Origin of the sequence: Streptomyces laurentii, assembly GCF_040635425.1 — a bacterium.
GTDB lineage: Bacteria > Actinomycetota > Actinomycetes > Streptomycetales > Streptomycetaceae > Streptomyces > Streptomyces laurentii.
Genome location: NZ_JBEYHT010000014.1, coordinates 59482 through 82184, shown reverse-complemented (window position 1 = coordinate 82184; position 22703 = coordinate 59482). Strand labels below are relative to the sequence as shown.

The following is a 22703-nucleotide window of genomic DNA, read 5'->3' as shown; positions in this document are numbered from 1 at the left end:
CCCGCACCCGCGTCACCGCACCAGCTCCGCACCCGCGTCACCGCACCAGCCGGCCGGTCCGGCACGAGAACGATGAGGTGAGTCCCCTGGCCCGACCCGGCCGCCGCCGCACCCTGCTCACAGCGACCCTGCTCGCCGTCGTCCTGCTGTTCTCCCTGTTCACCTTCACGGGCCTCGGCCAGCAGGTGTTCTGCCTCGGCGGCGCCGCGCTGTGCGACGCGCGCGCCATCACCGCACCCGGCGCCTCCGGCACACCCAAGGGCGGCGGCAACGACGGCAAACCCGGCGCGCGGAAGGGCTGCGCGAGCCCGCGTGCCTGCGGCTACCCCGACGCGACCACCACCGGGCCGCGGATCGCCACCCTGACCCCGCAGTCCACCGGCAACGCGGCCATCCGCACCGACGGCACGGTCATCAAGGGCTGGGACATCACCGGTTCCCTCGACATCTACGCCAACGACGTCACGGTCATCGACAGCCGGATCACCTCCACCAACTGGTGGGGCATCAACCTGCGGCCGGGTTACTCGGGACTGCGCGTCCTCCACACGACCATCACCGCCGTCCCCGGCAAGGGGCCGGACAACGGCGGCTCCGACTACGCGGTGTCCAACATGAGCACCAGCCCGGTCGAGGTCGGCTACTGCGACATCTCCGTCTTCGGCGACGCCCTGTCCATGGGCCAGGGCGACCTCCACGACAACTACGTCCACGACATCACCCCGTTCCGCAATCTGGGCGGCGAATGGCAGCACACCAACGCGGTCATCAGCAATGGCGGCGGCAAGGGCAAGCTGACCATCCGGCACAACACGCTGCTCAACCCGACCCCGGCCGACAAGGGCGCCTCCGCCGCCGTCGGACTCTTCGCCGACAGCGCGCCCGTCACGCACACCGTCGTCGACGACAACTGGCTCGCGGGCGGTGCGTACACCCTCTACGCGGGCGGCAAGGACGCCACCGGCATCGAGGTCACCGACAACGTCTTCTCGCCGCAGTACTACCCGCAGGGCGGCAAGTACGGGCCGGTCGCCTACTGGAACCCGACGGGCGAGGGCAACGTCTGGCGGGGCAACCGGATGGCGGACGGGACCCCGGTGGCCCCGCCGAAACCCTGACGGTCCGGGCCGGCGCGACCGAAGGGGAGGCGGGTGCGGGCGGATCACGGGATCCCCTGATAAATCCCTTTCCCACGACTACGGTTGAGCCGATCCACTCTCCCCTCGCACCACCTCTCCGATCCGCCTCTCCGACCCCAGGTGGTTGATGCATGTCCGGCATCCGTGCCCTCCGCTCCCGTTTCGTCGACGCTCCCGACTCGCTCGGCGAACGGTTCCGCGCCGCCCGCTGGGAGCGGTTCCGCGCCTGCTTCCCCGGCATCGGGGGCATGCGGGTGGTGGACCTCGGCGGCACCGCCGAGAACTGGCTGCGCTCCCCACTCCGGCCCCGGCACGTGCACCTGGTCAACCTGGAGCCGCACCCCGATCTGCTGCCCGAGTGGATGAGCGCGGAGAACGCCGACGTGACCGACCCCGACATCCCCGCCAAGCTGGGCGAGTTCGACCTGGTGGTCTCCAACTCCACGATCGAGCACGTGGGCGGGCCGAGCCAGCGCCGCCGGTTCGTGGCCGCGGTCGACCAACTCGCCCCGCTGCACTGGGTGCAGACCCCGTACCGCTACTTCCCCGTCGAACCGCATTTCCTGGCCCCCGGCTTCCAGTTCCTGCCGCTGGCCGCGCGGGCGAAGCTCGTCCGGCACTGGCCGCTCACCCACAGCCGGCCCGGCACGCCCGAGGAAGGGATGGATGCGGTGATCGGCATCGACCTGCTCACACGCGCCGAGATGCGCTACCTCTTCCCGCGTTCCGTGATCCTCGCCGAGCGGGTCGCCGGACTGACGAAGTCCCTCACGGCCGTCCGCAACCGCGTCTGATGCGGGGGGCGTTACGCGAGCGCCGGGTGATCCGGGCGCCCTGGGAACTGCTCAAGCGGCGCTTCGGCTGGCTCGTCCTGTACGAGCTGCGCAACAAGGTGCTGCTCGCGCCCACCGCCTGGCGGCTGCGCCGCTTCGAGGACGCCGAGACGGCCCGGCTCACCCGCGTCCTCGGGCGGCGGCCCGCCGCCCGGGTCGTGACCGTCATCGCCACCCACCGCCGGCCCGAGGCGCTGCGGCGGGCGGTGCGCTCCGCCCTCGGCCAGACCGTACGCGACCATGTCGTCCTCGTCGTCGACGACGGCGCGGGCCTGCCCCGACTCCCCGAGGACACACGGCTGTTCGCCGTCTCGCTGAGCCGCAACACCGGCGTCGCGGGCGTGGTGCGCAACATCGGCATCCGGCTGACGGACTCGCCGTACGTGGCGTTCCTCGACGACGACAACGCATGGGAGCCCGACCACCTCCGGTACACCCTGGCCGCGCTCGACACCCCCGGCGGCCCTGACGGCGTGTACACCGCCCTGCGGCGGATCCGGCCGGACGGCACCGAACGCGACGTCCTGTCCGTGCCGTTCGACCGCCGGCGGGCCGCCCACGCCGCCTTCCTCGACACCAACGCGTTCGTCGCCCGGCGCACCCCCGCCCTGCACTTCAGCCGCCTCCGGCGCACCCCCCGGGTGCTGCCCCGCGAGGACTGGGAGCTGATCCGCCGCTACGCCCGCACCCACCGCGTCGCCCACCTCCCCCGGCCCACCGTCCGCTACCTGGTGAACCCGGACAGCCGCTACACGGCGTGGGACGGCTAGGCGCCGCTCTCGTGGGCGGGGGGCTCCTGGCCGCTAACGTCCGAGGGGTGGCCGACCGGTTCCAGGCGATGTCCTACGCCTACCGATCATGGCCCGGCAGCGTCACCACGTGCAGAGTGATTGGAGGCGTCTTCGCATTCATGGGGGCGGGGATCCTTATTGCCGCCGGACTCTGAACCGCACGTGGCGCGATGACGACTGCGCTGTTCCCTGACCTTGACGGTCGGGCCCGAGCCAGAGGCGAATCGCCGCAGCCGCGACGGTGCCATGGAAGATGTAGGCCCTCTTGTCGTAGCGGGTGGCGACGGCCCGGGAGTTCTTGAGCCGGTTGATCGTCCGTTCTTCCTCGTTACGGCGCTTGTAGATCTCGCTGTCGAAGCCGGTGGGCTGGCCGCCCTTGCTGCCGCGCCGTTTGCGGTTGGCCCGCTGGTCGTTCGGCTCGGGGATGGTGTGTTTGATCTGGCGTCTTCGCAGGTAGCGTCGGTTGCGACGTGAGCTGCATGCCTTGTCGCCGCCGACATGGTCCGGTCGAGTGCGTGGCCGTCCACCCGCCGTTTCTTTCGGATCATGAAAGTGAGCTGTTGGTCGATACGAGCGTTGGTCCGAGGCAAGCGAGGGGGTGCGATGACGCTCGTCATCGAGTTGCGGCGTGGGGTCTCAACCGCTCGGACCGGCCGGAAGTCAGGACCGCGTCCCGCAGTAGGAGTCCTTGAGCGGATAGTTGTCGATGGTGAGCTCTGGGCAGCCCTGGATACGTTGGGCCGACACCGACTGCCTACTCTGGCTGACGTCGATCCGTATGGGGATACCCTGGTGCGCGGTGAGGCAGTGGACAACATGGTGCGAGAGCTGGAGGGGGCGGATCTTGCGCGGCTGAGAGGTGTCGAGAGCCAGTTAGTCTCGACGCTACTGGCCTGGGGCCTGCGCTGCCGCGCGGACAGAGACCTGCGCATCGCCTTCTCTGGCGATTAGTCCGCCACTCTCAGATTCATCTGATCGTTGGTCCGGGTATGCCGTTGACTGACGCGCAGTGGGCGTGGATCGAGCCGTTACTCCCGGAGCGCGCGCCGAAGCGGGGTGGCCGGTGGCCGGACCACCGCGAGGTGATCGACGTGATCGCGTTCAAGTTCCAGACCGGAACGCAGTGGGTCCATCTACCGGAGAAGTACGGCAACTGGCGCGGCACTTACAACCGGCTGCGGATGTGGGCCATCGACGGCACTTGGGAACAGGTGTTCACCGCGCTGATGGCCCAGGCCGACGCGGGCGAGGACATCAACGGGGTAAGAGGACGTCGATGCGGCGTCGGGCGAGTGCGACGAGGGCGGCGATGTGGTGTTTTCCCTCGCGTCGTTTGCGGTCGTCGTAGGCGCGTGATTCGGGCTGGGAGAGCGAGGCGAACGGGGCGAGGTAGAAGGCTCTCTTGAGCTGTTTGTTGCCTCGCCGGGAAGGGTGTTCACCGCGGATGGACGTGCCGGAGTTGCGGGTCACGGGTGCCAGGCCGGCGTAGGCGGCGAGGTGGCCGGCCGTGGCGAAGCCGCTGCCGTCACCGACGTCGATGAGGATGCGGGCGGCGGTCCTGATCCCGATGCCGGGCATCGAGGTCAGGACCTGGGAAAGAGGGTGGGCCTCCAAGAGTTCTTCGATCCTCGCGGCAAGGAGTTTGCGCTGGTCAAGGACAGACTGGAGTGAGCCGGCGAGGCTCGGGACGATCAGTGCGGCCGCGTCGGTGCCCGGGACGATGACGGTCTGCTCATCGAGTGCGGTGAAGATGTCCTCGACCAGCCGCTCGGCCATCCGCGGCGCCTTGGGACGTATCAGGGCCACGAGACGTCGTCTTCCGGCTTTGCGGATCTGGGCCGGGGAGCCGAACTGGTCCAGCAGTCTGAGCACGGCCGGGTGCTGGATTCGCGGGCCAAGGACTCTCTCGAGCGAGGGATGGATCTGGGTCAGCAGGCCGCGGAGCCGGTTGGCGATTCGGGTGGACTCGCCCGCCAGGTCGTCGTCGAACCCGGTGATCATGGCGAGCTCGGCGACCGTCTCATCGGCGGGATCGATGGTCCGCAGGGTGTGAGGCATCGCTCTGGCGGCGTCGGCGATGACGAACGCATCGCGGGCGTCGGTTTTTGCCTCGCCGGGATACAGATCGGCGATCCGCCGCACCGTCCCGTGCTTGACCTGCAGCTTCTCGAACAGCTCGCGCAACCTTAACTCGCTGTTGGGAAGCGGCTTGTCGAACACCTTCTTCCCCGCCTGGTTGACGGCAGTGGCGTGGTGTTCGCCCTTGCCGACGTCCAGACCGAGGTAGACGTCGATGCCATCGTCAGCGGCCATGCCTGTTGCTCCCGTGCTCGTGCTCTCCCCGGCCCCACCTGCGGCATCAGCGTGCCGGCATCCACGTTACGAAGAGACTGCCCAAGGGCGCTCGTGCCTCTAATCAGCGGTCTGCCAATGCCTCCGACACCGGCGACACCACCTTTTCGATCATCTCGACTGGGGGCTCAAGTCATACCGGGGCCGAAGGCCGGGAGCCTCATTGCGAGGCCACGAAGACGGTAACGGGGCCCCGGCAGACGAACCCGGCGACCATGCCATCGGTCGCTCCCGCGGCGGACTGAGGCACCGGAGGATGCGGTATCCCTGCCGAGGTCGTGTCCGGAAAGTTAGCGCCGTCTGCCCGCAGGGCAGGGCCCGCGGCGTCTGGTGCGCATTGCTTGCTTCGCTTGCTCCGTCTCGGCGCTCTATTCGCCCTTCGGATGCCGAGCCGCGATCGCAAGGCGGAGGATCGCCCTCGTACTGGACGTACTTGGATGACTCCGACAACGCGGCGTGGGGGCACCTCCCGTGCCCGAAGGGCTACGAGGGAGTGCGTGCCAGGCGTCGCGGGCTGGGGGCACCTCGCAGGCGAAGCCCTGGGGGAGGGACTTTCCGGACACGACCGAGGGCCCTGTGCGTCAGGCCCTGGAGGGGCGCCGTCCCGGGGAGTTGTCGGCCGCGAGCGGGAGGCTGCGCAGCGACAGAGTGCTCGGCGGAGGCAGGGCCCCGTGAGCCGGCTCGGCGCGGAATGACTGGAGCAGGTACGCCACCAGACGCCGGGACGCAGCATCGTCATGCGGCAGCGCGTTCACCAGACCGCAGTGGGACAACAGGGCCACAGCGAGGTCGGAAGGGTGGAAGTCGGCCCGCAGCGCGCCCGCCTCCTGGGCTCGGCGGACCAGGGTCATGAGGTCCCGTTCGGCCCGCTCCCGCGCCTGAGCGTGTTCCGCCGTGCTGTCCGGGAACGCGGCGACGAAGGCGGCCGGAAACCCCCGTTCCTCCCGCTGAAGCGCGCAGGCCGTCTCGACCAGACGCTGGAAGCCCCGCCAGGGGTCGGGGTCGGCCAGCGCCTCGGTGAGCGCACGGGCGCAGGTCTCCAGCTGCTGCGCGAACGCGGCCCGCACCAGGGCATCCCGGGTCGGGAAACGCCGATACAGCGTCGCCACGCCGACCCCGGCACGCCGGGCCACGGTCGCCATGGGCGCGTCGATCCCGTGCTCGGCGAAGACCGCGCGGGCGGAGACGAGGATGCGCTCCTGGTTGCGCCGGGCGTCGGCCCGCAGCCTGGCCGGGCCCGCGATCCGAGAGGATTCCTCCACCACTGTTTCTCACCTCCGGTTCAAACGGACGATGCCGTCCGCTTGAGAGCCTACGCTCGGGGCCGAATCCCCCGCACGGCCACTGGTGGCGAAGGTGAGAACGATGGGCGACCGCATGATGAGAGCAGTACTCTTCGACCGCTTCGGCGGCCCCGAGGTGCTGTACGTGGGCCGGGTACCGCGCCCCGAACCGGCGCCCGGCGAGGTACTCGTGCGGGTGCGGGCGTTCAGCGTCAACGGCAGCGAAGTGGCTGCCCGTTCCGGCCGGCTTCGTCTCTTCACCGGACGGAAGTTCCCGCAGCGCGTCGGGTCGGATCTTGCTGGCGAGGTTGCCGCACTCGGCGCCGGCGTGGCGGACCTCGCGGTCGGCGACCGTGTGTGGGGCATCGTGGGCCGTACCGGATTCGGCAGCGCCGCCGAGTACGTGACAGTACGCGCCGGGCGGCTCGGCCGGGTCCCGGACGGACTGGATCCGGTGGCAGCCGCCGCGCTTCCGGTGGCGACCACGGCCATCACGGCACTGCGCGACAAGGCCGGGCTGCGCCCCGGCGAACGCCTGCTCGTACGGGGTGCCGCGGGCGGCGTCGGCAACGCCGCCGTCCAGCTCGGACAGGCATACGGTGCCGAGGTCACGGCCCTGGCCCGCGCCGCCAACCTCGACTTCGTCCGTATGCTCGGCGCCCACCACGCCATCGACCACCGGGCCGTCCCGCCGGGGGAAATGGGCCTGTTCGACGTGGTCTTCGACACCGTGGGCACCGACCTGCGGGCCTTCCGGCGCCTGCTGAAGCCCGGCGGACGCATGGTCTCCATCGCCTTCGACCCGGCACGGCCCGCCGCCTCACTCGGCTACATGGCCGCCAGCGCCGTCCACGGACGCGGCCGGGTGCGCTTCTTCAGCGGCAACCCCACGCGGGCACTCTTCGACGACCTCGCCCGCCAGGTGGCGGACGGCGGCCTGCGCCCCGCGGTGGACAAGGCCTTCCCGCTGGAAGAGACAGCGGCGGCACACCGGGCACTGGAGGTGGGCGGGGTGCGGGGCAAGTACGTGGTCAGGGTCGACTGAAGCCTGTCGCTCTGTGCCGACAGCCCGCTCGACGCTCATGCGGCACTCTCGCCGGCGTGCAGGGCGCGGGCCGGGGCCTGCGCGAAGGGTGCCACTCCGGGCTCGGCATCGGCAGGCCGGAGCCGGCCTGCCGATGCTCATGGCCACGTCACGGCGCAAGAAGCCGGCGGTCAGTCGAGGCCTTCGACTATGCGGAAGTCGCGCTCGACGCCGTCGGAGAGGGCGGCCAGCGCCTCCTGGTAGGCCGCGCTCTCGCGCGCCGCGACGGCCTGCTCGAAGCTGTCGAACTCGATCAGGATCGTGCGCTCGGCGATTCCGGCTTCGTACGCCACGACCCGACTGTCACGGGCGAGGACCCGACCGCCCCCGGCCTTGACGGCCGGAGCGGCCAGCTTGTTGTATGCGGCCAGCTTCTCAGGGTCCGAAATGGTGCGGTAGACGCTGACCCAGTAGCCCTTGGGCATGGAACCTCCAGTGTGGGGACGAGTGCTTCTGACGTTCGGGTTGGCCTCGGACGAGCGACGGCGGGCGAGAGTAAGGCTGGTCAGCGTCGTGATCGCCATGGCGCCGATGCCGACCAGCGCCGCGGTGGCGTAGGCGCGGTCTTCAGGCAAGAGATGCCGGGGCCCCGGCGAGGATCAGACCGCCGATGGCGCTGCCCGGGGAGCAACCGGCGGGCGCTGCGAACAACGTAGGTCCTGGTCGAGTGTCACGAAGTGCCGAGAGCTCATGGTGGCAGTCTTCTCGATCGCCGGGCACGAGCTCAACGCCCTTTCCCAGCCGTGAAAGACAGGCCCTAGTCCTCCGGCAGCCGTTCCAGCGCGGCCGCGACATCGGTGCGGCGCGCGAGTTCCACCAGGGCCCGTGCCGGCGCCGATCGCGGCTCCCGGGCCGCCACCACGAGGCCGAGCGGCACCGTCCGGTCGGGCTCCGTCATGGGCACCGCCCGCATGCCGTGCGGCACGCCGAACACGTGCAGCCAGGTGTGCGGCACCACGCTCGCCCACCGGCCCGCCCGGACATGGGCGAAGAGCGCCGCGACGGAGTCCGTCTCGACCCGGGGCTCGGGCCGTACCCCCGCCTCGGCGAACACCTCGTCGAGCACCCGGCGCCCCTGCATCGCCTCCGTCAGCAGGCACAACGGGAGCCGCGACACCTCCGCCCAGGTCGCCGACGCGCCGGGGGCGAGGCTGTCGGCGGCATCGGTGAGCAGTACGTACCGCTCCCGGTACAGCGGTACGGCCAGGAAACTCTCCGGGAGATCGGCGGGCAGATACGTGATTCCGGCGTCGAGCTCGAACTCCCGCACCTGCCGGAGGATGTCCTCCGCCCGCAGATCCGCCGTCACCGCGACGGTGACCAGCGGGTGTTCTGTACAGAAGGGTCCGGTCAGCTGGGCGACGGCGCCCGAGGCGGTCGGCACCGCGCCGATCCGCAGCCGCCCGCTCAGCCCGCCGCGCAGCGCGCCGACCTCGGCCCGCAGAGCGTCCCGGTCGGCGAGGAGGCGGCGTGCCCGCAGGACGATGCGCTCGCCCTCCGGGGTCAGTCCCTCGTACGCCCGGCCGCGCCGGACGAGCGGCACGTCGAGTTCGTCCTCCAGCTTCCTGATCGCCTCGGACAGGGTGGGCTGGGAGACGTGGCAGGCCTGCGCGGCGCGGGCGAAATGACGCTCGCGAGAGAGCGCCACCAGGTACTCGAGTTGGCGGAACAGCACGTGACGGGTCTACCCGACCGCCGGCGGGATCGCCAACCGGGTCCTCGGCGCTGCCGCTGATTTCCGCCGATCCCTTTCCACACTTCCGGGTATCCGGGTTTCTGTGTCTTCGAATTCCCGGACGGCTGGGGAATTGTCGACGCTCCCGCTCCGCTCTCGCGGCCGGCGGTGCCCGTTGCTCCGCTCCCAGGCCACCTGACCTGCGATGGCATGCCTCGTGATAGATCTCGCCGATCGAGCGATCGGGGCTCCCTCTTTGACATCACCGAGGCATTGTCCGAGAGTTTCGGGTACGTGAGAAATTCCGTTTCACCGCCCCGGCGAAGCCCGCGCATTCCGGCAGAGACGCCTCCGGAGTTCGCCCGTATGACCGCCTCGCGCGGGGAAGAAGGACAGTGCTGTGACCCGAGGCCACTCCGCCCCACCGATGGACCGGGTGGGTCCCGTCCGCGCCCTGTGCGCGTGGTGATGTCCGAGGCCGGCCCGCGCCGATGGGCCGCCCGTACGAAGCGCGCGCTGTCCCCGCGGGGCGCGCTCGCCCTCCAGAACATCGACGGCGCCCTGTCCTTCGCGGCGCGCGCGGCGCTGACGACGGCGCTGCCGGCGGTGCCGCTCGCCATGGCAGGCCGGGCCGACGCGGCCGTCTACACGATCCTCGGCTCGCTGACCACCACGTTCGGCCGCAATCTGCCGTACGGCCGGCGCGCCCGGGTGCTCGCCCTGGTCGCCGTGGCGATGACGCTGTGTGTCGCCGCCGGTTCCGCGCTCGGCGCGTGGGCCCGGCCGCAGGACGGGGGAGCGGGCGCCGCCGTGGTCGTCACGGCGACGGCCCTGGTGGCCGGGGCCGCCAAGTTCGCCTGCGACGCGACCCGGCTGAGCGGCCTCGGTGCCGTCCTGCTGCTGTTCTCCTTCGCCGCCGCCGCCTACGGCGCGCCGGTGTCGTCCGATGTCCTGCCGCACACCGGCCTGGCCGCGGTGGGCGCGGCCACGGCCTGGCTCCTGGGCGTCTCCGGCCGGCTCGTGTACCCGGACCGCCCCCAGCGCTTCGCCGTCGCCGCAGCGCTCCGCGAGCTGGCGGACCTGATGGAGGCGATCGACGCGGGCGGGGGCCATGGGCTGTCGCGGCACCGGGCGACCGCCGCCGTGCTGGAGGCGTACCGGACCCTCGGCGTACCGCCGCCGACGGCCGCCGAGCGGAGCGGCCGGGACGGCGGCACGTGCCTACGGCTGACCGACCTCTCCTGGTCGCTGCTCGTCGGTTCGGCCCGCCGTCCTCCCGACGACCCCCTCGGCCTGGCGCGGTGCCTGCGCGCCCAGGTCCGCCTGCTGGTGAGCCGTCGGCCCGGGCGACCGGAACTCCTTCCCGCGCTGTCACGGGCGTACGAGGCCGGCCACGCCGACGCGACCACCACCGAGGGCTCCCGGGCGACCCCCGCCCGTACCGCCGCCGGTGCCGCCGCCCCGCAGGACGCCGAACTGCGCGCGGCGGAACTCCTCACAGGCGGGGCCCACCGGCACACGCTCGTCCTCCTGATGCCCGCCCTGCGGATGGTCCTCGGCACCGGCCTGGCGGGCGCGGCGGCCCTCGCCCTGGGACTCGGCCACGGGTACTGGGCGGCCATCACGGCCGCCGCCGTCCTGCACTCGGTCAATGTGCGGACGGCGGCGCAGCGTGCGGTGCAGCGCACCCTCGGCACCGCCGCAGGGCTGCTGCTCGCGCTCGGCGTGCTGGCCACCCACCCCGACCCCCTGACGCTGGTGCTCGTGGTCGTGCTCCTGGAGTTCCTGCTGGAGTACGGCGTGGCCTACAACTACGGGCTCGGCGTCGTCTTCCTGACGCCGCTGGCACTGCTGCTCACCGACCTCGCCGCGCCCATGCCGGCCGGAGCCCTGGTCCAGGACCGCGCCTTGAGCAGCCTCCTCGGCATCGCCGTCGCACTGCTCTGCGCGCTCGTCGTGGTGCACGACCGGGCGGCGCTGCGGGCGAAGCACGCGCTGACCGCGTGCGCCCGGGCATCCGAGCGTGCCGAACGGGCGCTGACGGACCGCGACGCGACGCTGTTCCCCGCGGCGCAGACGCGGCTGGCGGCCGCGGTCGTGGAGCTGCGCGAGGCCGACGACGCGGCGGCCGGCGAGCTCTGGCCCGCCGAGATCGACCCCACCGAACTGGCCGCCGCGGAGCACCGCGCGTACGGACTGCTCGACCGGCTCGTACGGGGGCGCTGACCCCCTCGCCGAAGCCCCGTGGCCGGCGCGCGCGGCTCAGGCGGCCGGGCCGACCGTCACCTTCAGATGCTTCATGATCGGCTGGTCGCTCTGTGTGCTGTAGTCGCCCAGCGCGCACAGCACGTTCATCTCCGGCATGTAGCCCGCCGCGCAGCCGCGCGGAATGTCGTACGGAACGGCCGTATAGCCCTTGAGGGACCGCCGGCTGCCGTCCCTGGCCGTGCTCGTGATGTCGACCGGCGCCATGTCGTCGATCCCGCGCTCGCGCATGTCGGAACGGTTCATGAAGATCAGCGTGCGCAGGTTCCTGATGCCGCGGTAGCGGTCGTCGTCCGAGTAGATCGTGGTGTTCCACTGGTCGTGCGAACGCATCGTGCCCAGCGCCAGCGTGCCCGGCTCGGGGACGACGTCGGGCAGCGGGGCGGTGGAGAACTCGGCCTTGCCCGACGGGGTGAGGAACACCAGCTCGCGGGCGGGCTGCCTGATGCGGAAGCCGAGGGGCAGCCGCACCCTGCGGTTGAAGTCCTCGAAGCCGTCGAGGACTTTGGCCATGGTGTCGCGGATGCGGTCGTAGTCCTCGACGTACCACTGCCACGGTGTCTCGCTGTCCGGGAGCGCCGCCCGGGCGATGCCCGCGACGATCGCCGGTTCGGACAGCAGCTGCCGTGAGGCGGGCCGCTTCATGCCGACCGACAGGTGCACCATGCTCATCGAGTCCTCGACCGAGGTGCTCTGGACGCCCCGGCGCTGGTGGTCCTTCTCGGTGCGGCCCAGGCACGGCAGGATCAACGCCCGCCGCCCGTGTACGAGATGACTGCGATTCAGTTCCGTGCTCACCTGTACGGTCAGTTCGCACGTCCGCAGCGCCTCGTACGTCACCGGCGAATCCGGCGCCGCGAGCGCGAAGTTGCCGCCCATGCCGACGAAGACCTTGATGTCGCCCTTCAGCATGGCCTTGATCGTGCCCACGGTGTCCAGGCCGTGCGCGCGCGGCGGTTCGATCCCGCAGACCTCGGCGAGCCGGTCCAGGAAGGCGGGCGCGGGCCGGTGGTCGATCCCGCAGGTCCGGTTGCCCTGGACGTTGCTGTGCCCGCGGACCGGGGAGGGGCCCGCGCCCTCGCGTCCCAGGTTGCCGCGGAGCAGCAGCAGGTTGACGATCTCGCGTACGGTGTCGACGCCGTGCTCATGCTGGGTGAGCCCCAGGCACCAGCTGACGATGCTGCGGTCGGCCTCCCCGTACACCCGCGCCGCCTTGAGCACGTCCTCGCGGCTCAGCCCGGACTGGTGCTCGATCTCCTCCCACGGGGTGCTCTCGCACAGCGCGCGGTACTCCTCGAAGCCCTGGGTGTGCCGCTCGACGAACTCCCGGTCCAGCGCCTTCGGGTCGGTGGCCGACTGTTCCAGGACCGCCTTCGCCATCCCGCGCAGCAGCGCCATGTCGCCGCCGATCCGCGGCTGGAGGTTCAGCGTGCTGGTCCGCGTCGTCTTGTACAGCGCCATGTCGAGGAAGTCGTGCGGCACGATCGTCTTGGTGGCGGCGGCCTCGACCAGCGGGTTCACATGGACGATCTGCGCGCCGCGGCGGTACGCCTCGGACAGGGCGGTGAGCATCCGCGGGGCGTTGGAGGCGGCGTTGACGCCGAAGACGAACAGCGCGTCGGCGGTCTCCCAGTCCTTCAGGTCGACCGTCCCCTTGCCGGTGCCGAGGGACGCCCGCAGCGCGCGGCCGCTGGCCTCGTGGCACATGTTGGAGCAGTCCGGCAGGTTGTTGGTGCCGAGCTCGCGGGCCATCAGCTGGTAGAGGAAGGTGGCCTCGTTGCCGAGCCGGCCGGAGGTGTAGAAGGCCGCCTGGTTCGGGTCGTCCAGCTCCCGCAGTGTCCGGCCGACCAGCTCGAAGGCGTTCTTCCAGCTGATCGGGACGTAGTGGTCCGCGTCCGGGTCGTAGACCATCGGTTCGGTCAGCCGGCCCTGGTCCTCCAGGGCGAAGTCGCTCCACTCGGCCAGCTCGGTCACGCTGTGCGCGGCGAAGAAGTCCCGGCCGACGCGTTTGCCGGTCATCTCCCAGGTGACGTGCTTGATGCCGTTCTCGCAGATGTCGAGCCGGAGGCCCTTGGTGTCGTCGGGCCAGGCACAGCCCGGACAGTCGAACCCGGAGTTCTCGTGGTTCATCTTCATGATCGCCCGGGGGCCGTCCACCAGCGTCTTCTCGCGCAGCAGGAAGCGCGTGACGCTCTTTGCCGCGCCCCAGCCGGCGGCGGGATGGTGGTATGGGTGGAACTCCGGGCCCTCCTCGGGGGCCGGGCCGACGCGTGGCTCCAGGGCGGCTTCCGGCTCGTCCTTCTCGATGGTCACGGCATTCGGCCCTTCCCGGCGGGGGTACACCTTCGAGCAGGCTAAGTCCGCCGCCGAGGCCCTGCCATCCGGGCGGTGACGCCGCGTGATCCCGTCCCCGTCCCAGACGACCGTGCCGTCGGCCGACGCCGGAGCCGCCCGTTCCGGTGGCCGCCGCTACGCCGCCCCCGCCGGCCGCCCGCCCGTGTCCCGCCGGGGCCGGCCGAGCAGGGCCCGCACCGCCGCCCGGGCCGGCGGGCGGCCGAGTGCCGCCCGGGACAGCTCCCGCAGCAGGACCGCCCCGCGGAACACGGTCGTCGCGGTGAGACCGTGGCGCCGCCGGTAGAGCCGGACCCGGTTCACCACGAGCAGCGACCACAGGCGCGGCGAGACCCGCGACTCGCCGCCGAGATGGACGGCGCGGGCCTCCGGCTCCAGCCGGACGCGGTGGCCGAGGTCCCGGGCCCGCAGGCAGTACTCCGTCTCCTCCGAGTAGAGGAAGAACGACTCGTCCCACTCGCCGCAGTCCGCCAGACACTCCGCGGACAGCGCCATCAGCGCGCCCGTCGCCCAGTCCGGACTCGTCCGCGCCGCGTAGGCGTCCGGCGCGGTGACCAGTTCGCTCCAGCGCGGGAACCGGCCGGCCCGCCGGTTGCCGAGCACGGCCTCGCCCAGTGCCCGGGTCAGCGTGGACTCGCGGCGCAGCGAGTGGACGAGGGCGCCGTCCGCCTCGTACAGCAGCGGCACCGCGATCCCGGCGCGGGTGCCGTCCGGCAGGACGTCGCCGAGGCCCGCCACCAGGGTCGCCGCGCAGCCCTCGGCCATCCGGATGTCCGGGTTGCAGACCAGGGCCGCGACGCAGTCGCCGTCGAAGGCCCCGGCGGCGCGCAGGGCGGCGTTGACGCCGAACGCGTAGCCGCCGTTCCGGCCGGTCTCCACGATGGTGGCGTCCGGGGCGTGTTCGCGGACGACGGCGACGGAGCCGTCGGCGGAGTCGTTGTCGGCGACGACGAGCCGCCAGTCCAGGCCCGCCATCGCGGCCGGGAGGGCGTCCAGGAACCCGGGCAGCACGGCCGCGCTGTTCCAGGTCACGACGACCACGGCGACCGGGCGCCGCGCGGACGTCACTGTCAGAGGGTTCATCACATCTCCACGAGGTGCGGGGAGTCGGCGGAACGAGAGGGGGCGGCGGGAGCGCGCGCGGGCGCGGGCGGGGACGCGGTCGCCTCCCGTCGTACGAAGCCGAGGCAACTGCCGCCCAGGCCGAGCAGCAGGAAGAACACCCCCGCGAACATGGGGAAGCTGAGCGTGTCGAAGGTGGCCCCGACGACCAGCGCCACCATCGCCGACGCGAAGAACGCCTGTCCCAGCTCGCGGTCCGCCTCGTCGCGCGCCAGCCGCCGGATCGCGCCGCCCTGGTGCACCCCGGTGAGCCCGAGCAGCAGCAGGCAGAGCACCCCGAGCGCGCCCAGTTCGGCGAGCGTGAGCAGATACTGGTTGTCGGTGAAGAAGTAGCGCTCCGGGGTGAAGGTGCCGAAGCCCCGGCCGAAGACCGGATCCTGGGTGAAGTACTCGTAGATCTTCGGGTACTTGATGGTGCGGGCCTGGGTGCTGCTGTCCGCGTTGTTCAGGCTTCCCGAGAACAGTCCGGTGATGGTGCCGATCAGCCCCGGCACGAGCACCTTGAACACCGCCACCGACCCGAACAGGATGCCGATCGCGGTCCAGCGCCGCTGCGGCTTCCAGCGCGGCAGCATCACCAGCACCACGACCGCGACCCCGATGATCGAGGTTCGCGACACCGTCAGCGGGAGTCCGCCGCCCAGCAGTACCACCGGGGCCCAGCGGCGCAGCGCCCCGGCGGCCCGGCGCGCCGGATCGAGGGCCTGCGCGAGGGCGAACGGCAGCAGGATCGCCAGCATCCCGCTGAACTCCAGCGGATGCGCGGTGAGCGAGCGGGGGCGGGTGAACGAGCCGCGGTCCAGCACCGAGACGCTCGCCACACTGGAGTTGAGCCCGGGAATCCGCAGGGAGTCCGCGATGTTGGTGCCGGTGAAGAAGTCGTACAGCCCCAGCGCGGCCACCACCGAGCCCATCACCACCAGCCGTCGCAGCAGCACGTCCAGCCGCCGCCGGTCCTGGATCCCGGCCGAGGCCAGCACCACCAGGGCCACCCACACCAGGAGCACGATCAGTCCCCGGTCGGCCGCCAGGATCTCCTTCTGCGTACTGAGCCGGTCCTGGTTGGCGACGTACGAGAGCAGCACCGTCAGCGCCAGGACCAGCATCATCGTCCGTACGGTCCGGGTGCCGGGCGCGGGCGCGATCAGGCCGCGGCACCAGGTCGCGAGGTACCAGAACAGCCCCAGGAGCGCGAACACGTTCGCCGGGGTTCCCGCCCCGCCCAGCGCGGGCAGCGCCAGGTTCGACGGCAGGAACAGGGCGAGCGCCAGATAGCCGGTGAGCACCGCCACGGCGTCGAGCGGGCGGGTCAGCAGGGTACGGATCCGGCCCGCGCCCGGCCGGGGCGACGAGGCGCCGGGGCCGGGCTCCGGCAGCCCCCGCGCGCGGCGCCGGGCCAGCGCCCACGCCTCGACCACGAAGGACAGGACGAAGGCGGCGGTGAGACCGAAGGCCACCACCGCGGCGACCTTCTGGTAGCGGGTCTTGGGCTCCGACACCGGCTTCTGCGGCGGCACGATCCGGGCCGACCGCACCTCGTATCCCTCCGGCACCTTCACCTGCCGCTGCAGGGTCCGGAGTTCATCGGCCGCGAAGTCGGTGATCAGCCGGGTCTCCTCAAGGACCCGGGTCCGGCTCTCGCCGGTGACCGTCAGGGTGAGCAGCGGTCCGTCCGCGTTCGCGGCGAAGTCCACCCCGTACGCGTCCGTGACTCCCCGTTCCCGCAACATCCCGACGGTCTCGGGGGATTGGAGCGCCCGGATCAGTACGTCGGCGGTGCCGATCAGCGAACCGCTCGCGTACGCCAGCGGGTTGCCGTAGCTGGGTGCCGGACGGGCCACCCGCGCCGAGTCGAGCAGGGCCATCTCGGCCCGCGACTCGTAGGTCACCGGGGTCGTCACCGCGAGGAAGCCGCCCGCCGCCAGACTCAGCAGGGTCAAGGGCACCATGACGTACCAACGCCGGTACAGGACACGGAAGATGTCGGCAATGCTCACGAATCCTCCCCCTGCCGCCCCCGGTGGTGCCAGTATCGGTCCCGATGACCACGGACAGGGGCACAGACGCGAAATCGGCCGCGGAAACGCGCGCGGACGCGGGGGCGCTGACTCCCGAGGGGTTCGTCGGCGTCCTGCTGCGCCGCTGGTACGTGCTGCTGTTCACCGCGCTCGTCACCGCCGCCGCCTGCTACCCGGCGCTGCGGCCCCCGCCGCGCTATCAGAGCTCGGCCGTGCTCGTGGTGAAGCCGCCGCGCACCGACAACCAGCCCAACCAGCTCACCAACCTCCAGCCCTCCCTGGCCACGGTCTCCTACGCGGTGGTGCAACAGCTCCAAGCCCCGGCGGGGCAGGCCGAGTTGCGCAGGGCGGGCGCGCACGGCACGTTCCGTCTCACCCCGCGCAACAGCGGCACCAGCGCCACCCCGCACTACTCGATCCCCACCCTCCAGGTCGAGGCCGAGCAGCCCGCGCCCGAGGAGGCCGACCGGGTCGTGCGGGCGATCGTCGGGGTGTACAGCCGTCATCTGGCGGCCCTCCAGGCCGGACAGGACGTACCGGCCGGCAGTCTGCTCACCGTCGACCTGCTCAACCGCCCCGGCACCGTCGCCCTGCCGCCCAACCGCACCCGTGCCCTGGCCGGTTCGGGCGCGCTCGCCGGCTTCGTGGGCGTGGTGTGCGCGCTGTGGACCGAGCGGTACGCGGTGGCGCGGCGCCGGCGCCGGGCGGCGCGCCGGCTCGTCACGGCGCACCGCACTCCGTAAGCAGTCCGTCCCGCTCCTCGTACAGAGCGCCGGTCCGCGGGCAGCACCACACCCCGGGCCGGTCCGGGTGCGCGGTCAGCCGGACGCCCGCCCGCCCGACCCAGCCCGCCCGCCGCGCGGGAACGCCCATCATCAGGGCGAAGTCGGGCACGTCCGCGGTCACCACCGCGCCCGCCGCGATCAGCGCCCAGCGGCCGATCGAGACCGGTGCGACGCACACCGCGCGGGCCCCGACGGCCGCGCCCTCACCGACCCGGACGGCGACCGGCTCCCAGTCGCCGCCCCGCTTGAGCCGCCCGTCCGGGTCGACGGCACGCGGATGGTGGTCGTTGGTGAGGACGGCCGCCGGCCCGATGAAGACCCCGTCGCCGAGGACCGCGGGCTCGTACACCAAGGCGTGGTTCTGCAGCTTGCAGTTGTCGCCGAGGGTGACCCCGGGCCCGATGTACGCGCCCCGCCCCACCACGCAGTTCTCGCCGAGGCGGGCGTCCTCGCGGATCTGCGCGAGCTCCCACACGGTCGTGCCCGCGCCGACGACGGCCTGGGCGTCGACCTGGGCGGTGGGCTGCACCCGGTAGTTCACGGACATGCCTTTCCACGGAGGGGCAGGAGAGAAGAACAGAGAGGAGAGGGGCCGGTCAGATCCCGCGCCGCCGCCAGGACCGCCACCACAGCCACTCGCGGGCCCGGTCGGCCACCGCCGACAGGACGAGCGGCTGGAGGTACGGCATGGTCCGGGCGCCGATCCGGCGCCGCAGCCGCAGCGCCCGGTACTCCGGCAGGGACTCGGCGTCCGGGCGGCACGCGCGGGCGAACGCCTCCAGCTCGGCCACCGGCACCACACCGGTGCGCCCCCGGTCGTACGCCCGGTAGGCGCGGCGCAGCGCCTGGCGGGCCAGCCGGGTGTCGACCAGGGCGGCCAGCCGGTCGGCCTGGGGGAGCAGGTCGCCGCACTTGTCGAGGACGCCCGCGAACGCCGCCCGGCGCTGCCGGATGTCGTCGAGCTGCCCGCCGAAGTCCGTGGTCGACATGTTGTGGCCGTGCACGCGGTAGTACGCCTGGTCCGCGCCGGCGACGTAGCCGACGTCCGCGTGGGCGGCGAGCCGCATCCACATCTCGATGTCGCCGGCGTGCGGCAGCTCCGGGTCGTAGCCGCCCACCTTCCGCTGGAGGCTGGTGCGCACCACCACCTCGGGGGAGGTGATGCAGCCCGTGCCCTCGCGGAAGCGCCGCTCCAGCCACCAGTGGCCGGGGTAGACGACGGAGCCGGTGCCCTGGGTGCGGGCCGCCGGGAGGGGCCCGCCGTGCCGGAAGCGCAGCGGCCGGCCGTAGCAGAAGCCGGCCTCGGGGTGGGCGTCGAGCAGGGCGGCGGCCCGGACGAGCGCCCCGGGGACCAGCCGGTCGTCGGCGGACAGCAGCACCACGTAGTCGCCGTCCGCCCACTCCAGGAGGCCCTCGTTGTACGTGGCGATGTGGCCCCGGTTCGTCTCGTGCACCCGCACCTCGATCCGCGGGTCCCCGGCGGCCAGCGCGCGGGCCGCCTCCGCCGAGTCGTCGGGCGACGCGTCGTCGATGATCAGCACCCGGACGTCGAGCCCGGGCTGTTCGTCGAGCACACTGCGTACGCAGTCGGCCAGGAAATGGCCGTACTTGTAGCAGGGGATCACGACGCTGACTGAGCTCATGTGGTGCGTTCCCCGTCTTTCGGTGGAGGTCGGCGCGGCCGGTCGGACCGGCCGCGGCGGCGGTGGTCGGGCGCCCGGGCGGCGGATCAGCCGGTGGTGAAGACCGGGCCCACCCAGTAGTTCGTCCGGTTGTACGAGTTGATCGGGAAGGCGGTCGAAGAGCCGTACTTGTACAGGCCGTTGGGCCGGTCGGAGGCGTCCGCCGGCGCGGTCAGCGGATAGTTCAGGTGAGCGGCGCCGAAGTAGTCGCCGTCCGAGGCGTAGTTGCCGTTCGGCGCGTGGTACGAGACGACGTAGCGGGTATCGGCGGTGACGGCGACGGGGGTGGCGAAGGTGAGCCGCTGCCAGCCGGCCGCGGTCTCGCCGGTGAACGTACCGGTGGCGAGAAGTGTGCCGCCGTCGGTCCACAGACTGCCCGTATGCGTCCCGGTGTTGCCGCCGGCCTTGTAGAAGGTGACGCCGGTGACCTTGCCGTCGACCGCGGACTGGAACCGGGTGCCCAGTTCCAGGGAGTTGGCGTCACTGGTCTCCGCGGCCCGGGACGGCACCGCGTCGGCGCCCCACAGGGTGCACGGGCAGGCGGTGGGCGGCGGGGTCGTGCTCGTGGTGAAACTCCAGCCGGTCGGCGACGTCATCACATTGCCCCACACGTCGGCGGCCTGCACCGACACCGCGTACGTCGCGCCCAGGGCGAGCTGCCCGGACAGGGTGAAGGCGGCCGTGCGGCCGTCGGAGCTCAGGGTCGTCCGGCCCGGGACGACCGTCCCGCTCGGGTCCTTCACCGTGAACACCAGGGTGCTGTCGTCCACCGCCGTGCTGAAGCCGGCGGACAGCGGCGCGGTGATCGACACGCCCGTGGCACCCGTCGCGGGCACACGGGTCGTGACGCTCGGCGGCGCGGTGCTCGCGGTGCCGGTCTCCAGGATGGCGTCCACCCAGTAGTTGGCGCCGCTCGCCGACTGGGTGGGGAAGCTGCTGGACGCGGCGTACCGGTAGAGCCCGTTGCCGCCGTCCGCGCCGTTCTTCAAGGCCGTCAGCGGGGCCATGCCCGCGCCCTTGTCGGTGAAGTAGCCCTCGTCGTAGGCGTATCCGCCCTTCGGCGCGAAGTACGAGGCGATGTAGGTGGTGTCGGCCTTCACCGGGACCGGGGTGGCGAACTTCAGCTGCTGCCAGCCCGAGGCGGTCTCGCCGGTGAAGGTTCCGGTGGCCAGCAGCTGGCCGGAGGCGGACCACAGACTGCCCTTGTGCGTCCCGGTGTTGGCGGTGCTCTTGTAGAAGCGGATGCCGGTGACGGTGCCCGGGACCGAGCTGCGTATCTTCACGCCGAGTTCGACGGAGCTGCCGTCGGAGCCGTTCGGGGTGGCGGGCGCGGCGGAGGCCGGCCAGACCGTGCACGGGCACTGCTGGGCGGCGACCGTCAGCGGCACCGTCGTCACCGCGCCGATGTTGACGCTGTCGTCCACGGCACGGACCTTCAGCTGCACCGCTCCCATGGTCATCGGCGTCCAGGCGTAGCTCCACGACCCCGTACCCTCGGCCGCGCGCCAGGTGGTCCCGCCGTCCGTGGACACCTCGACGCGCGCGACCACACCGCCGCCCGTGTCGGCGGCCGTCCCGGTGACGGTGACCTGCCCCAGCGCAGGGACGGAGCTGTTCGGCGCCGGGCTGGTCACGGTGACGGCGGGCCCCGCCGTGTCGGCCGAGGCGGTGGCCGCGACCAGGCCCGACTGCAGGGTCTTCGGCTGGAGCCCCATGTCGGCGAGGATGTTCACGGTGGCCTGCTGCATCCGCTTGTCCTCGGTGACGACCTCGTCGGCCGGGTCGTACGCCGGCACGTTGGTCAGCCCCCACGACCACTGCACGGTGCCGGTGCCGAACACCAGCGCGCCGGAGGTCGGGTCACGGAAGGCGACCAGGCTGTGGGTGGCGGTGCCGTTGCCGTAGTTGTTGCCCCAGTCCAGCAGGTACTTGCCGTCCTGGATGTCGACCGACGTCGACGACATCCGGATCTGGCCGGCCGGCCGCGAGGCGTTCTCGACGTCGGCGTCCCACTCGTAGCCGAGGGTCCCGGTCGGGAAGGTGGCGACCTGGCTGCCGGTCAGGGCCGCGACCGAGGTGTTCCGCCACAGCCGCATCTTCGCGTACGCCGCCGGCACCTTGATGGCGTCGCTGCGGTAGCCGTTCACCTGGAACAGCGAGCCGGTCAGGATGTTCTGCGGCCGGTACGGCGCCCCGCCCTTGGTGCTGTCCGGGTCCATCCAGGTGCCGGTCCAGGTGGGGCTGGGGTCCGGGACGCCGTTCGGCGTCGGGAACTTCAGCTTGGTCTCCTTGTAGCTGACCAGGGTCCGGTCGGCCGCCTTGCCGGAGTCGATGCCCGGTTCCAGCCGGGTCTTCCAGAAGATCTCGTTGCCCGCGAAGTACGTCTGGTGCTGACCGCCCTTGCGGGCGTTGAGGACGTTGGTGAACTGCTCGGCCGTCCAGTACTCGTCGTGCCCCTGCGACATGTACATCCGGTGCTTGGGCAGGATCGTGGCGCCCCGGGTGGCGACGTCGATGCCGGACGTGTAGCTCACGTCGTAGCCGTTGCGCTCCAGCCAGGCGATCATCTCGAACTCGGAGCCGTAGACGCCGTTGTCGCCGCCGATGTCCATCGGACGGTTGTAACTGACCTTGTAGGCCCGTCCGTCGGGGGCGGGCCCGTTGCCGTCGTAGAGGTTGGTGCCGCCCCAGTCGTTGTACGCCTGCCAGGTCTGGTCCGCGGTCTGCACGAGGATGTCGGAGGTACTGGCGTCGTTGCGCACGATGATCGGGTACGGCATGAGCCCGTTGCCGTCCGCCTGGTCGAAGTTGACCATGTAGAGGCCCGAGACCGCGTCCGCCGGCACCGTCCAGGACGCCGTGGTCGGCCAGTTGCCGCAGTCGAGCAGCCCCGTCGTCTTGTCGGAGAGGCAATCGGCCCGCTTGGTGGTGTAGTTGGCGGGATACGTCTGTCCGGCCTGCGCGGCCGTCGACATCTGCCGCGCCCCGTCACCGCCGTACCAGCCCAGCCGGAAGATCCGGACGCGGTACGCGACCGGGGACTGCACCTTGAACTGGACGGTCTCGCCGGCCTGCACGCTCACCTTCGTCGCGAAGCCCGCGATGTCGCCGTAGCTGCTGCCGGAGAACCATTCGGACCTCGGCGCGCCCGGTTTGGAGTTCTCGCACACGACGGGGTTGCCGCCCGTGCCGCACGGGTCGGCGACGGCGCTCGCCGAGCCGGCCGAGGGCAGGAACAGCGCGGCCAGCGCGGCGACCAACGCGAAGACGGCGGTTCTGACCCGTGGGTACTGGTTCGGCATCGCGGCACCTCTCACGACGG

At 71.8% G+C, this 22703-nt stretch carries 16 protein-coding genes and 2 pseudogenes; 7 read left to right on the top strand and 11 right to left on the bottom strand.

What is annotated here, in order from left to right:
- The first annotated feature begins 77 nt into the window (after positions 1 to 77).
- The 3 genes from ABZ693_RS12115 (at position 78) to ABZ693_RS12105 (ending at position 2742) form a co-directional block, all read left to right on the top strand.
- Positions 78 to 1118, top strand: coding sequence for a right-handed parallel beta-helix repeat-containing protein (locus tag ABZ693_RS12115; protein WP_359875754.1), 1041 nt, complete (start codon positions 78 to 80; stop codon positions 1116 to 1118).
- A 152-nt stretch (positions 1119 to 1270) separates the two neighbouring features.
- Positions 1271 to 1933 carry a class I SAM-dependent methyltransferase gene (locus tag ABZ693_RS12110; protein ID WP_359875753.1) on the top strand — a complete coding sequence of 221 codons (663 nt, stop codon included), beginning with the start codon at positions 1271 to 1273 and terminating at the stop codon, positions 1931 to 1933.
- Entirely contained in the window at positions 1933 to 2742 is an 810-nt protein-coding gene (locus ABZ693_RS12105) for a glycosyltransferase family 2 protein (RefSeq protein ID WP_359875752.1), read from the top strand. The genes ABZ693_RS12110 and ABZ693_RS12105 overlap by 1 nt, the downstream gene beginning before the upstream one ends.
- Positions 2743 to 2973: 231 nt before the next feature.
- Here ABZ693_RS12105 and ABZ693_RS12100 read toward each other — a convergent pair.
- Positions 2974 to 3294 (bottom strand): annotated as a pseudogene (locus tag ABZ693_RS12100) (transposase family protein); the annotation flags it as partial.
- A gap of 458 nt (positions 3295 to 3752) precedes the next feature.
- Here ABZ693_RS12100 and ABZ693_RS12095 point away from each other — a divergent pair.
- Positions 3753 to 3968: pseudogene (locus ABZ693_RS12095) on the top strand (transposase); the annotation flags it as partial.
- A 49-nt stretch (positions 3969 to 4017) separates the two neighbouring features.
- Here the strand turns inward: ABZ693_RS12095 and ABZ693_RS12090 are convergent.
- The gene (locus tag ABZ693_RS12090; protein WP_359875751.1) at positions 4018 to 5076 is read right to left on the bottom strand and encodes an IS110 family RNA-guided transposase; all 1059 of its coding nucleotides are present in this window, start codon (positions 5074 to 5076) and stop codon (positions 4018 to 4020) included.
- A gap of 620 nt (positions 5077 to 5696) precedes the next feature.
- Entirely contained in the window at positions 5697 to 6377 is a 681-nt protein-coding gene (locus ABZ693_RS12085; RefSeq protein ID WP_359875750.1) for a TetR/AcrR family transcriptional regulator, read from the bottom strand.
- A gap of 103 nt (positions 6378 to 6480) precedes the next feature.
- On the opposite strand from ABZ693_RS12085, the gene ABZ693_RS12080 reads away from it, so the two are divergent.
- Positions 6481 to 7443 (top strand): quinone oxidoreductase family protein, encoded by a 963-nt coding sequence (locus ABZ693_RS12080; RefSeq protein WP_359875749.1) that lies wholly within the window; start codon positions 6481 to 6483, stop codon positions 7441 to 7443.
- Positions 7444 to 7613: 170 nt separating this feature from the next.
- Here the strand turns inward: ABZ693_RS12080 and ABZ693_RS12075 are convergent, their stop codons facing one another.
- Both ABZ693_RS12075 and ABZ693_RS12070 read right to left on the bottom strand, forming a co-directional pair.
- On the bottom strand, positions 7614 to 7907 hold the full coding sequence (locus ABZ693_RS12075; protein WP_359875800.1) for a DUF1330 domain-containing protein: 294 nt from the start codon (positions 7905 to 7907) through the stop codon (positions 7614 to 7616).
- A 332-nt stretch (positions 7908 to 8239) separates the two neighbouring features.
- On the bottom strand, positions 8240 to 9157 hold the full coding sequence (locus ABZ693_RS12070) for a LysR family transcriptional regulator (RefSeq protein ID WP_359875748.1): 918 nt from the start codon (positions 9155 to 9157) through the stop codon (positions 8240 to 8242).
- 468 nt (positions 9158 to 9625) lie between these two features.
- On the opposite strand from ABZ693_RS12070, the gene ABZ693_RS12065 reads away from it, so the two are divergent.
- The gene (locus ABZ693_RS12065; RefSeq protein WP_359875799.1) at positions 9626 to 11383 is read left to right on the top strand and encodes an FUSC family protein; all 1758 of its coding nucleotides are present in this window, start codon (positions 9626 to 9628) and stop codon (positions 11381 to 11383) included.
- Between the two features lie 36 nt (positions 11384 to 11419).
- On the opposite strand, the gene ABZ693_RS12060 is transcribed toward ABZ693_RS12065, so the two are convergent.
- The 3 genes from ABZ693_RS12060 to ABZ693_RS12050 all read right to left on the bottom strand — a co-directional run bounded on the left by ABZ693_RS12060 (position 11420) and on the right by ABZ693_RS12050 (position 16893).
- Positions 11420 to 13735: an FdhF/YdeP family oxidoreductase gene (locus ABZ693_RS12060; protein WP_359875747.1), complete on the bottom strand. Its 2316-nt coding sequence runs from the start codon at positions 13733 to 13735 to the stop codon at positions 11420 to 11422.
- Between the two features lie 156 nt (positions 13736 to 13891).
- Positions 13892 to 14857 carry a glycosyltransferase gene (locus ABZ693_RS12055; protein ID WP_359875746.1) on the bottom strand — a complete coding sequence of 322 codons (966 nt, stop codon included), beginning with the start codon at positions 14855 to 14857 and terminating at the stop codon, positions 13892 to 13894.
- Positions 14857 to 16893 (bottom strand): O-antigen ligase family protein, encoded by a 2037-nt coding sequence (locus ABZ693_RS12050; protein ID WP_359875745.1) that lies wholly within the window; start codon positions 16891 to 16893, stop codon positions 14857 to 14859. Before ABZ693_RS12050 ends, ABZ693_RS12055 begins: the two co-directional genes overlap by 1 nt.
- Before the next feature lie 44 nt (positions 16894 to 16937).
- Here ABZ693_RS12050 and ABZ693_RS12045 point away from each other — a divergent pair, with 44 nt between their 5' ends.
- On the top strand, positions 16938 to 17657 hold the full coding sequence (locus ABZ693_RS12045) for a YveK family protein (protein ID WP_359875744.1): 720 nt from the start codon (positions 16938 to 16940) through the stop codon (positions 17655 to 17657).
- On the opposite strand, the gene ABZ693_RS12040 is transcribed toward ABZ693_RS12045, so the two are convergent.
- The 3 genes from ABZ693_RS12040 to ABZ693_RS12030 form a co-directional block, all read right to left on the bottom strand.
- Positions 17635 to 18240 carry an acyltransferase gene (locus tag ABZ693_RS12040; RefSeq protein WP_359875798.1) on the bottom strand — a complete coding sequence of 202 codons (606 nt, stop codon included), beginning with the start codon at positions 18238 to 18240 and terminating at the stop codon, positions 17635 to 17637. The genes ABZ693_RS12045 and ABZ693_RS12040 overlap by 23 nt on opposite strands.
- 55 nt (positions 18241 to 18295) lie before the next feature.
- Positions 18296 to 19342, bottom strand: coding sequence for a glycosyltransferase (locus ABZ693_RS12035; protein ID WP_359875743.1), 1047 nt, complete (start codon positions 19340 to 19342; stop codon positions 18296 to 18298).
- Positions 19343 to 19428: 86 nt separating this feature from the next.
- Positions 19429 to 22683: a DUF4082 domain-containing protein gene (locus tag ABZ693_RS12030; protein WP_359875742.1), complete on the bottom strand. Its 3255-nt coding sequence runs from the start codon at positions 22681 to 22683 to the stop codon at positions 19429 to 19431.
- Positions 22684 to 22703 lie beyond the last annotated feature (20 nt).

Coding starts and splice junctions, on each gene's coding strand:
- ABZ693_RS12075 (WP_359875800.1), bottom strand. CDS start 7,907: ATGCCCAAGGGCTACTGGGTCAGCGTCTACCGCACCATTTCGGACCCT.
- ABZ693_RS12065 (WP_359875799.1), top strand. CDS start 9,626: ATGTCCGAGGCCGGCCCGCGCCGATGGGCCGCCCGTACGAAGCGCGCG.
- ABZ693_RS12045 (WP_359875744.1), top strand. CDS start 16,938: ATGACCACGGACAGGGGCACAGACGCGAAATCGGCCGCGGAAACGCGC.
- ABZ693_RS12035 (WP_359875743.1), bottom strand. CDS start 19,342: ATGAGCTCAGTCAGCGTCGTGATCCCCTGCTACAAGTACGGCCATTTC.
- ABZ693_RS12030 (WP_359875742.1), bottom strand. CDS start 22,683: ATGCCGAACCAGTACCCACGGGTCAGAACCGCCGTCTTCGCGTTGGTC.
- ABZ693_RS12110 (WP_359875753.1), top strand. CDS start 1,271: ATGTCCGGCATCCGTGCCCTCCGCTCCCGTTTCGTCGACGCTCCCGAC.
- ABZ693_RS12090 (WP_359875751.1), bottom strand. CDS start 5,076: ATGGCCGCTGACGATGGCATCGACGTCTACCTCGGTCTGGACGTCGGC.
- ABZ693_RS12055 (WP_359875746.1), bottom strand. CDS start 14,857: ATGAACCCTCTGACAGTGACGTCCGCGCGGCGCCCGGTCGCCGTGGTC.
- ABZ693_RS12080 (WP_359875749.1), top strand. CDS start 6,481: ATGGGCGACCGCATGATGAGAGCAGTACTCTTCGACCGCTTCGGCGGC.
- ABZ693_RS12105 (WP_359875752.1), top strand. CDS start 1,933: ATGCGGGGGGCGTTACGCGAGCGCCGGGTGATCCGGGCGCCCTGGGAA.